This is a genomic window from Leisingera sp. (genome assembly GCF_034669605.1).
In the GTDB taxonomy this organism is placed as follows: Bacteria; Pseudomonadota; Alphaproteobacteria; order Rhodobacterales; family Rhodobacteraceae; genus Leisingera.
The window spans coordinates 1-9,473 of sequence record NZ_JAXMOX010000182.1; the positions used below are offsets into that span (position 1 = coordinate 1).

Below are 9,473 nucleotides of genomic sequence, written 5' to 3' on the forward strand. Positions count from 1 at the left end.
ATAGTGGCGGAGAGACAGGGATTCGAACCCTGGGAACCCGTGAAGGCTCAACGGTTTTCGAGACCGCCCCGTTCGACCACTCCGGCACCTCTCCGCGGGGGTCTGGTGGGGCAGCGTTTAAGGTTGATTCCGAGTTGGCGCAAGTGGGAAATGCGGCTTTGACGAAAAAAGCCGATTTCCCGTTGCCTGCCAAGGGTTTTTGCCTAAATTTGGTTTATGCAGATGACCCTCATCCCCCCCGCCGTGCTTTTGCGCCTCCTGGCTTTGCTGTGTTTCGCCGCCGCGGGATTGCCGCAGACCGGACTGGCAGCAGACCGTGAAAGGGTCGAGACATTCCTGCAAATCACCGGCTTTGATGTGGCGCTTGATAGCATAGCCTTATCTGCGTCCAGCGCACCGGACATGCTGGGCGTGGATGCAGGCGCCTTTGGCAGTCAATGGACCGAACTGTCCGGGGATGTCTTTGATACCGCCGAAATGCGCAGCCTGGCGCTGGAGATCCTCGAAAGCACTCTGGACGATGAAGCCCTGGATCATGCGACAGACTTTTACGCCAGCGATTTCGGGCAGCGCTTGGTGCGGGCGGAAAACGCCTCGCATACGGTCAAAGACGACGCGGTGAAGCAATTGGCGGGCAACCGTATTATTTCCGACCTGGTCAAAGCCGGCAGTGATCGGATTGCGATGTATCAGCGAATGGTATCTGCAATTGATGCCGCTGGCACAGGTGTAAAAGCGCTGCAGCAGATCCAGTTCCGCTTCCTTATGGCTGCTGCTGCTGCCGGGGTAATCGAATTGGAGCTGGATGCTGACGGCCTGCGCGCTCTGATGCAGGCGCAGGAGGGCGAACTGCGCCTAAGCATGCAGGCCTCCAGCCTGGCAGCCTCTGCCTATACCTACCAGGAATTCAGCGATGCAGAGGTTGAGGCTTATGTTATAGCCCTGGAAGAGGCGCCGATGCAGCGGGTTTATGAGCTGCTGAACGCCGTGCAGTATGAGATCACGGCCAACCGGTTCGAGGAGCTGGCGCACCGGATGGCCGACCTGACACCCGGGCAGGATATCTGAACCTGCAAACACTTGCGGCGCAGGTTGTGGAAAACTGTTGACACTTCAGGAGTTCCGAACCATAAGCCCGCATCCCGGCCCGGAATCCGTGCGCCGGGGTTTATTTGTAATACGCCCATCACAGGGGCGCGCTGTTCGAGGCGGCTTTGGCCGGAACGCCCGCAAGGGGGCCGTAGGACGCGGGTAGAAAAGGAAAGACGCATATGTTTGCGGTCCTCAAGACCGGCGGCAAGCAGTACAAGGTTCAGGCGGGCGATATCCTCCGCGTTGAAAAACTTGCTGCAGACGCTGGCGACACCATCCAGTTCGACGAAATCCTGATGCTGGGCGGCGACGCACCTGTTGTCGGCGCTCCGCTGGTGGACGGCGCTGCCGTCAAAGCGGAAGTAATCGACCAGATCAAAGGCGAAAAGCTGATCAACTTCGTCAAGCGCCGCCGGAAGCACTCCTCCAAGCGCACCAAAGGCCACCGTCAGAAGCTGACCCTGGTCCGGATCACCGAGATCCTGGCATCGGGCGCAACCAAAGCTGCTCCGAAAGCCGCTGCAAAAGCTGCTCCTGCTGCTGACGCCGCCGGTTCGGACGACCTGACCCAGCTGACCGGCGTTGGCCCTGCTGCCGCCAAGAAGCTGAACGAAGCCGGCCTGACCAGCTTTGCCCAGATCGCAGCCTTGTCCGAAGACGGTATTGCTGCTATCGAAGCGGTCAAAGTGAAGCCCGAGTGGGTTGAACAGGCCAAAGAGCTGGCTAAAGGCTAAGGAGAGAGAGAATGGCACATAAAAAAGCTGGCGGTTCCTCACGTAACGGCCGCGACTCCGCGGGCCGCCGTCTTGGCGTGAAACTCTTCGGTGGCCAAGCGGCCATCGCAGGCAACATCATCGTGCGTCAGCGCGGCACCAAGTTCTGGCCGGGCGAAAACGTAGGTATTGGCAAAGACCATACTCTGTTTGCCACGTCCGAAGGTGCTGTTACCTTCCGCAAAGGCCTGAAAGGCCGCACCTTTGTATCGGTTCTGCCAGTGGCGGAGGCCGCTGAGTAAGCCGACCCGAAGGGTGATGACATCTTTAGAGGGACCGGCTTCAGGGCCGGTCCCCTTTTCCGTTTTACGGATGCGGGTAAATGATGTTCACAAAAACGACCAAGGGCGGGGTTTCTGCTGAAGGCCGAAATGCCGCGCACGCCCGGCCAACAGAAAGTTTCACGACAATTGAAGCGACTGCGCCTTGCCGCCCGGGCAGGGCATGCACATTTAAAGATGACCGCCGCAACAACAAGGGCAGTTACAGCCAGAAAGTCTTTGGCAGAGGAGGAGCACATCCATGAACTTGGAACAGATTGTGTGCCAGCAGGTAATCGAAACGGACCGCTTTATTCTGCGGCCCTTGCGAAAATCCGATGCCGGCCTGATTGAACACTACGTCAGCGATGCGCGTGTTGCCCGCATGACCCGTTCGGTGCCGCATCCGCTTCCGCCGGGCGCCGCCGAGGCCTTTGTCGCCCGCGCCATGGCCGAAGAACGGGACGAGGATGTCTGGGCTATTGATGGCACCGCCGAAGGTGACGCCGAACTGAAAGGCGTGATCGGCCTCAAACGGATGGACCGCAACCAGTCGGAGGTCTCTTACTGGACCGCACCGCCGTTCTGGAATACCGGGCTTGCCTCCGCGGCGGTAAAGGCTTTGGTGGATGCAAATCCGCAAGGCAACGCAGCGATGTTTGCATCGGTGTTTCAGGACAACCCGGCTTCGGCCCGGGTGCTGATCCATTGCGGCTTCGATTATCTCGGGGACGCCGAGAGCTATTCCGTCGCCCGTGATGCCTCGGTCCCAACCTGGACTTACAGCCGAAAACTGTGATTGGCGCGGCGCGCGCTTTGCGGTAAGGCAAACGAAACATTCCCGCCAGAGCCCCGGGGCTTTGGCGGGACACGTGTATTGCGCGGGCGGGCACAGGATCCCGCCGCATTAAGGAGCTGTCATGAAATTCCTCGATCTGACAAAGGTCTATATCCGCTCGGGCGCCGGCGGGAACGGCTGTGTCAGCTTCCGGCGCGAAAAGTATATTGAATACGGCGGGCCGGACGGGGGCGATGGCGGCAAAGGCGGTTCGGTCTGGGCCGAGGTGACCGACGGGCTGAACACCCTCATCGATTTCCGCTATCAGCAGCATTTCTTTGCTAAAAACGGCCAGTCCGGCATGGGCCGTCAGCGTACCGGTAAAGATGGCGACGACATTGTTCTGCGTGTCCCCGTGGGGACCGAGATCATGGACGAGGACCAGGAAACCGTTCTGGCGGACCTCACCGAGGTTGGCCAACGGGTGCTGCTGGCCAAGGGTGGCAACGGCGGCTTTGGCAACCTGCATTTCAAATCGGCCACCAACCAGGCGCCGCGCCGCGCCAACCCCGGCCAGGAGGGAGTCGAGCGCACCATCTGGCTTCGCCTCAAGCTGATTGCCGACGCGGGTCTCCTGGGGCTGCCCAATGCGGGCAAGTCGACCTTCTTGTCGGCAACCTCCAACGCGCGCCCCAAGATTGCGGATTACCCCTTCACCACATTGCACCCGAATCTCGGCGTGGTCGGCATCGACAATACCGAATTTGTGGTTGCCGACATTCCCGGCCTGATCGCAGGCGCACATGAAGGCAAAGGGATCGGCGACCGGTTCCTGGGCCATGTGGAACGCTGCGCGGTGCTGCTGCATCTGGTGGACGGTACTTCCGACACCGTGGTCGAGGATTACCAGACCATCATCGGTGAGCTGGAGGCCTATGGCGGCGTTCTTGCCACCAAGACCCGGATCACTGCGCTGAACAAAGTGGATGCAATCGACCCGGAGGAGCGCGACAAAAAACGCGCTGCGCTGGAACAGGCTGTTGGCGGCCCGGTCATGATGATGTCCGGCGTCAGCCGCGAAGGGCTTAACGAAGTGCTCCGCGCGGTGCGGGCAGAGATCGACGATGACCGCGTCCGCATGAAACCCGCCGAGGAGGAAGCGCCTTGGCGGCCCTGAAGTCGGCGAAACGGATTGTCGTCAAGATCGGCTCGGCGCTGCTGGTTGACCGCGCCACGGGCGATCTGCGCGCAGGCTGGCTGCATTCCCTGGCCAATGATGTCGCCTGGCTGAAGGCGGGCGGCACCGACGTGGTGCTGGTGTCTTCCGGCTCGATTGCCTTGGGCCGGGGTGTGCTGGGACTGCCGCGCGCGGACCTGCCGCTGGAACAATCCCAGGCGGCCGCGGCAGTTGGCCAGATCCGGCTGGCCCGCGCTTATGAGGAGGCGTTGGCGCCGCACCGGATCACCACGGCACAGGTTCTGGTGACGCTGGAAGACAGCGAAAACCGCCGCCGCTACCTCAACTCACGTGCCACCTTGGAAACGCTTCTGGGGATGGGCGCGGTGCCGATCGTCAATGAAAACGACACCATCGCCACCGATGAAATCCGCTACGGCGACAACGACCGGCTGGCGGCGCAGGTGGCAGTAACGGTCGGGGCTGATGCCTTGATCCTCCTGTCCGATGTTGACGGTTTCTACAGCGCCAATCCGGCGCTGGACCCCGCGGCCGAACGCTATGACCGGATTGACCGGATCACACCGGAAATTGAGGCGATGGCCGGCGATGGCATCTCTGGCCTGTCCAAAGGCGGGATGATCACCAAACTGCTGGCGGCCAAGATGGCCACTGCTGCCGGCTGCGCCATGGCGATCACCGAAGGTTCGCCTCTGAACCCGCTGAAAACACTAGAAGATGGCGCGGCGTGCACTTGGTTCACCGGGCAGGGAGACCCGCAAACCGCGCGCAAGCGCTGGATCAGCGCGATGAAGACCCGCGGTGTTCTGACAATCGACGAAGGCGCCGCACGCGCGCTGATGTCCGGTAAAAGCCTGCTGCCCGCAGGTGTACGTCATGTGGAGGGTGACTTTGGCCGCGGCGATCCGCTGGCCATCCTTGGCCCAGACGGGCGCAAACTGGGGCAGGGACTGTCACGCTATACAGCGGACGAGGCCCGCGCCATCCAAGGGCGCCAATCGCAGGAAATCGAGGCCACGCTGGGCTATCCCGGCCGCGCCGCATTGATCCACCGCGATGATATGGCGCTTTGAGCTGACCATCTGATAATCTATTCCAGCCGGCAGGCACCCGACGTGCCACAGAAGGACCGGCAAGGGCGCGAGACACATGAAAGACAATGAAAACATCCCCGCTGTGATGGCGGATCTTGGCAAACGTGCCAAGCAAGCGGCGCAAATCCTGGCAACAGCCAGCGCAGAGCGCAAACATGCCGCTTTGATCGGCGCCGCCGAAGCGGTTTGGAACCGCCGGGCGGAAATCATTGCTGAGAACGCCAAGGACTTGGAGTTCGGCCGCGGCAAGGGACTGTCCGGCGCGATGATGGACCGGCTGATGCTGGACGAGCCCCGCATCCAAGGCATCGTCGACGGTCTGCGCGCGGTGGCAGAACAACGCGATCCTGTGGGGGAGGTGATGGAGGAGTGGGAACAGCCCACCGGCCTCAGAATCCAGCGCGTGCGCACGCCGCTCGGGGTGATCGGCGTGATCTACGAAAGCCGCCCGAATGTGACGGCGGACGCCGGCGCGCTGTGCCTGAAATCGGGCAATGCCGTCATTCTGCGCGGCGGCTCGGAAAGCTTTCATTCCTCCAAGGCAATTCATGCCTGCCTGGCCGAAGGCCTTAAATCCGCCGGTCTGCCCGAAGACGCTGTTCAGCTGGTGCCGACCCGCGACCGGGCCGCGGTGCAGCAGCTGCTGACCATGACCGATTATGTCGACGTCATCGTGCCCCGCGGCGGCAAAGGACTGGTCGGCCTGGTTCAGCGCGAGGCGCGGGTGCCTGTCTTTGCCCATTTGGAAGGCATCGTGCACATCTATCTGGACAAGTCCGCCGATCCGCAAAAGGCGCTGGACGTGGTGCTGAACGCCAAGACCCGCCGCACCGGGATCTGCGGCGCCGCGGAGTGTTTGCTGATCCATCAGGACATCGCGCCGACCTTGGGCAAGGCGGTTCTGGACAGCCTGTCTGCTGCCGGGGTGGAAATCCGTGCCGAAGCGGGCCTGCCGGGACCGGACAGCATGGTCACCGCGAATGACGAGGATTGGGGCAAGGAATATCTGGATTCCATCATCGCCGCGAAACAGGTCGCGGACATTGACGAAGCAATCCAGCACATCCGCACGCATCACTCGCAGCACACCGATTGCATCATCACCGAGGAAGAAGCGGCGGTTCAGAAATTCTTTGCTGAACTCGACAGCGCGATCCTGATGCACAACGCCTCCACCCAGTTCGCCGACGGCGGAGAGTTCGGCATGGGTGCGGAAATCGGTATTGCTACCGGCAAGATGCATGCGCGCGGCCCGGTGGGGGCTACCCAGCTGACCAGCTTCAAATACCTGGTGCGCGGCGACGGGGCCACCCGGGCTTAAGCGGTGGAAAATGCAAAACGCCGGGAAAACTCCCGGCGTTTCTTTGCGAATGATGGTGGATATCAGAACTGCAGCGTGATCTTTTCCAGATTTTGCTCCAGCCGGACGGTACGGTCTGATTCCCTGGCGGCCTCGGGCAGCAGGGCAAATTGCACCAAGGCAGGCGTGATTTCCGCACTTGAATTGCCGCCGCTGACCCGCGCCCACAGCTCATCATCCACGTTCAGCTTGCGGCCTTCGCCCATCACCGTCCATTTGCCGCCGGCACAGAAAATCTTGACCGATCCACCATAGGGCAGAGCGGATTCCAGGCACAGCGCCGCCAACAGGGACAACCGCGCCTCGCTGCGGGTGCAGCCCTCCAGCGGGGACCATTGGTATTTGATCCGGGCGCCCTTGCTGATGTCCTCCAGCACAGAAACCAACTCGGCACGGCTCATTTGCTGGTCGCCTGCAGCGCCAAAGGCAATACGGAAAAAACGGATGCGCGCATTGGCATTGGCCACACTGTCAGAGATCAGTTCAAGTTCAGGTCCGGACATGCTGCCCGCCATTCCAAGCAGTTCCAAACCGTTGTTGATGGCACCGACGGGGCTGATCAGATCATGACAGATCCGGGACCCTACCAAAGCGGCCAAATTGGCGTTATCTACACCCATAACTTCAACTTCCTCCGAACTGGGCCACCCGCCAATGAATGACCTCAACGCTATTTTAGCCCCCGGCATGTACGTCCGGCACCCGGATCACCCTGAATGGGGTGTTGGGCAGGTGCAGTCAAATGCGGGCGGCAAGATCACCGTGAATTTCCCCGACCAGGGCAAGCTTGTGATTGACGGTGCGCGCGTCTCCCTTATTCCCGTCTTTGATCCATAACGGTTTATGAAGTGTTAACGAACCCCATCTAATTCGCCTTAAAAGCTGCGCGTTCTTTGCCTTAATAGAAGCATGCGCTCAAGCCTGATCGACGTAATGGTGACCAAATGCAAGACTGCCCCCCGGAATTTTCCGTCAGGATCGCTGAAACAGATGCGGAACTGCGCGCGGCACAGGCCCTGCGGTATGACGTATTTGTGCGGGAGCTTGGCGGCGGCGGCGCGATGGTGGACCATGATGCGGGGCTGGAGCGGGACAGGTTCGACCCGTTTTTTGACCATATGCTGGTGATCGATGACACCACGGGCACGGTGGCCGGTGTCTACCGTCTGCTGCGCGATGATCAGGCCGCCAAGGCTGGACAATTTTATTCCGAGGACGAATATGATCTGACCGTGCTGAAGTCTTCGGGCCGCAGGCTGCTGGAGCTGGGACGCTCTTGTTTGCATGCGGATTACCGCGGCGGCATGGCGATGTTTCACCTCTGGTCCGGACTGGCCGGCTATGTGGAGGCCCACAGAATCGAGGTTCTTTTCGGGGTTGCAAGCTTTCACGGCACCGACCCAGCTGGGCTGGCCGATCCGCTAGCCTTGCTGCACCACAATCACCTTGCCCCGCCCGAACTTCGCGTGCGTTCAAAAGCGTTTCAATCCATGAACTTGGTGGCCGCAGATGATCTCGACCGCAAACGTGCGATGGTGGAAACCCCGGCACTGATCAAAGCGTATCTGCGGCTGGGCGGATTTGTGGGCGAGGGCGCCTATATCGATCAGGCTTTCAACACCACCGACGTGTGCCTGATCCTCGACACTGCGCGCATGAACGACCGCCAGCGCAGGATTTATACCGGAGGCAAGGACCGGGGATGAGCATCAGCTGGCAAAGCGAAGAGGCGCCGGATCCAGTCCGGATCGGTACCCTGGGCTGGCTGCTGGTGCTGGTGCGCGGACTGCCGCTGGCGGTGCTGGTTTTTGGCGGTTTGCTGGTTCTGCTGGCCTTGCGGCTGATCGAACGGCCGGTTTTCGGCGTGCAGCGGCCGGTGACGCCGTTCATCACGCAGTTTGTCTGCCGCAACGCCTTTCGCATTCTCGGGATCAGCTTCAGAACCCGTGGGGCGTTGATGCGTCAAAAAGGGGCCGTGGTGGCCAATCATGTCTCCTGGCTGGATATCTTTGCTCTCAATGCGCGTAAGCGGATCTACTTTGTCTCCAAGGCGGAAGTCGCAAAATGGCCGGGGATTGGCTGGCTCGCGCGGGCCACCGGAACAGTTTTCATCGAACGCGATCCCAAAAAGGCCAGGGAACAGGCCGTCCTGTTTGAACAGCGCCTGCTGGCAGGTCACAAGCTGCTGTTTTTCCCCGAGGGCACCTCGACCGATGGTTTGAGAGTTTTGCCCTTTAAAACGACGCTCTTTGCGGCGTTCTTTTCAGAACAACTGCGCGAGGATCTGCACATCCAGCCTGTTTCAGTCTGCTATCATGCGCCGGAAGGCGCTCCGGCCCGGTTTTACGGCTGGTGGGGGGATATGGATTTCGGGCCGCATCTTCTTAAAATCCTGGCAGCCCCGCGGCAGGGCCAGGTGGAACTGATTTACCATCAGCCCTTGAAGGTTGCCGGTTTTGCAGACCGCAAAGCCCTGGCCGCGGCGGCTGGGGCAATAGTAAAAGACGGCCACCGCCGCGCCTTGGGTGGCTGGAAATTGAGGCCGGAAGCCGATTCCGCCTGATCCGCTATTGTCAGCTGACAATTTCTGCTCTATGAGCGCGCCTACGAACCCGCAGGCGGGGTTTGGCCTGATCAGGGGAGACATCCCTGACGGACCCCCGGTTGGAGCATCCGCTCTGAACCCCCGCCGAGGATTGAAACCGGAAAGGATATAATAGCATGGCTCTTCCTGAGTTCACCATGCGTCAGCTGCTCGAAGCTGGCGTTCACTTCGGCCACCAGACCCAGCGCTGGAACCCGCGCATGGCGCCGTTCATCTACGGTGCGCGCAACGGCATCCACATCATGGACCTGACCCAGACTGTTCCGATGCTGGACCAGGCGCTGCAGGTTGTCCGTGACACCGTTGCCAAAGG

Annotated in this window: 12 protein-coding genes and 1 tRNA gene; 11 read left to right on the forward strand and 2 right to left on the reverse strand. The window is 60.8% G+C overall.

The features are described 5' to 3' along the window. Positions 1–4: 4 nt before the first annotated feature. Positions 5–94, reverse strand: a tRNA-Ser gene (locus tag VOI29_RS19075). Positions 95–216: 122 nt separating this feature from the next. Between VOI29_RS19075 and VOI29_RS19080 the strand changes: the two genes are divergently transcribed. From VOI29_RS19080 to VOI29_RS19110, 7 genes are all read left to right on the forward strand, one after another. Then, positions 217–1,068 carry a DUF2059 domain-containing protein gene (locus VOI29_RS19080; RefSeq protein ID WP_323782345.1) on the forward strand — a complete coding sequence of 284 codons (852 nt, stop codon included), beginning with the start codon at positions 217–219 and terminating at the stop codon, positions 1,066–1,068. 203 nt (positions 1,069–1,271) lie between these two features. Continuing rightward, entirely contained in the window at positions 1,272–1,826 is a 555-nt protein-coding gene (gene rplU, locus VOI29_RS19085; RefSeq protein ID WP_024090012.1) for a 50S ribosomal protein L21, read from the forward strand. 11 nt (positions 1,827–1,837) lie between these two features. Then, positions 1,838–2,107 (forward strand): 50S ribosomal protein L27, encoded by a 270-nt coding sequence (gene rpmA, locus VOI29_RS19090; RefSeq protein ID WP_024090013.1) that lies wholly within the window; start codon positions 1,838–1,840, stop codon positions 2,105–2,107. A gap of 280 nt (positions 2,108–2,387) precedes the next feature. Then, positions 2,388–2,924 (forward strand): GNAT family N-acetyltransferase, encoded by a 537-nt coding sequence (locus tag VOI29_RS19095; RefSeq protein WP_323782351.1) that lies wholly within the window; start codon positions 2,388–2,390, stop codon positions 2,922–2,924. 121 nt (positions 2,925–3,045) lie between these two features. Next, positions 3,046–4,080: a GTPase ObgE gene (obgE, locus tag VOI29_RS19100; protein ID WP_323782355.1), complete on the forward strand. Its 1,035-nt coding sequence runs from the start codon at positions 3,046–3,048 to the stop codon at positions 4,078–4,080. Beyond that, complete coding sequence (proB, locus tag VOI29_RS19105) at positions 4,068–5,174, forward strand: glutamate 5-kinase (RefSeq protein ID WP_024090016.1); 1,107 nt, start codon at positions 4,068–4,070, stop codon at positions 5,172–5,174. Before obgE ends, proB begins: the two co-directional genes overlap by 13 nt. 76 nt (positions 5,175–5,250) lie before the next feature. Continuing rightward, entirely contained in the window at positions 5,251–6,516 is a 1,266-nt protein-coding gene (locus tag VOI29_RS19110; RefSeq protein WP_323782358.1) for a glutamate-5-semialdehyde dehydrogenase, read from the forward strand. Between the two features lie 62 nt (positions 6,517–6,578). On the opposite strand, the gene VOI29_RS19115 is transcribed toward VOI29_RS19110, so the two are convergent. Further along, a complete protein-coding gene (locus tag VOI29_RS19115; protein ID WP_323782361.1) occupies positions 6,579–7,175 on the reverse strand; it encodes a histidine phosphotransferase family protein in 597 nt (198 codons plus the stop codon). A 34-nt stretch (positions 7,176–7,209) separates the two neighbouring features. On the opposite strand from VOI29_RS19115, the gene VOI29_RS19120 reads away from it, so the two are divergent. From VOI29_RS19120 to rpsB, 4 genes are all read left to right on the forward strand, one after another. Next, positions 7,210–7,392 carry a DUF3553 domain-containing protein gene (locus VOI29_RS19120; protein WP_019297801.1) on the forward strand — a complete coding sequence of 61 codons (183 nt, stop codon included), beginning with the start codon at positions 7,210–7,212 and terminating at the stop codon, positions 7,390–7,392. Positions 7,393–7,499: 107 nt separating this feature from the next. Then, positions 7,500–8,261 carry a GNAT family N-acetyltransferase gene (locus VOI29_RS19125; protein ID WP_323782366.1) on the forward strand — a complete coding sequence of 254 codons (762 nt, stop codon included), beginning with the start codon at positions 7,500–7,502 and terminating at the stop codon, positions 8,259–8,261. After that, positions 8,258–9,118 (forward strand): lysophospholipid acyltransferase family protein, encoded by an 861-nt coding sequence (locus VOI29_RS19130; RefSeq protein ID WP_323782369.1) that lies wholly within the window; start codon positions 8,258–8,260, stop codon positions 9,116–9,118. The genes VOI29_RS19125 and VOI29_RS19130 overlap by 4 nt, the downstream gene beginning before the upstream one ends. 158 nt (positions 9,119–9,276) lie before the next feature. After that, positions 9,277–9,473: 30S ribosomal protein S2 (rpsB, locus tag VOI29_RS19135; protein WP_323782372.1), on the forward strand; the 197-nt coding region annotated here is incomplete at its 3' end.

Coding starts and splice junctions, on each gene's coding strand:
- VOI29_RS19125 (WP_323782366.1), top strand. CDS start 7,500: ATGCAAGACTGCCCCCCGGAATTTTCCGTCAGGATCGCTGAAACAGAT.
- VOI29_RS19115 (WP_323782361.1), bottom strand. CDS start 7,175: ATGGGTGTAGATAACGCCAATTTGGCCGCTTTGGTAGGGTCCCGGATC.
- VOI29_RS19130 (WP_323782369.1), top strand. CDS start 8,258: ATGAGCATCAGCTGGCAAAGCGAAGAGGCGCCGGATCCAGTCCGGATC.
- obgE (WP_323782355.1), top strand. CDS start 3,046: ATGAAATTCCTCGATCTGACAAAGGTCTATATCCGCTCGGGCGCCGGC.
- VOI29_RS19080 (WP_323782345.1), top strand. CDS start 217: ATGCAGATGACCCTCATCCCCCCCGCCGTGCTTTTGCGCCTCCTGGCT.
- rpmA (WP_024090013.1), top strand. CDS start 1,838: ATGGCACATAAAAAAGCTGGCGGTTCCTCACGTAACGGCCGCGACTCC.
- VOI29_RS19095 (WP_323782351.1), top strand. CDS start 2,388: ATGAACTTGGAACAGATTGTGTGCCAGCAGGTAATCGAAACGGACCGC.
- VOI29_RS19120 (WP_019297801.1), top strand. CDS start 7,210: ATGAATGACCTCAACGCTATTTTAGCCCCCGGCATGTACGTCCGGCAC.
- rplU (WP_024090012.1), top strand. CDS start 1,272: ATGTTTGCGGTCCTCAAGACCGGCGGCAAGCAGTACAAGGTTCAGGCG.
- VOI29_RS19110 (WP_323782358.1), top strand. CDS start 5,251: ATGAAAGACAATGAAAACATCCCCGCTGTGATGGCGGATCTTGGCAAA.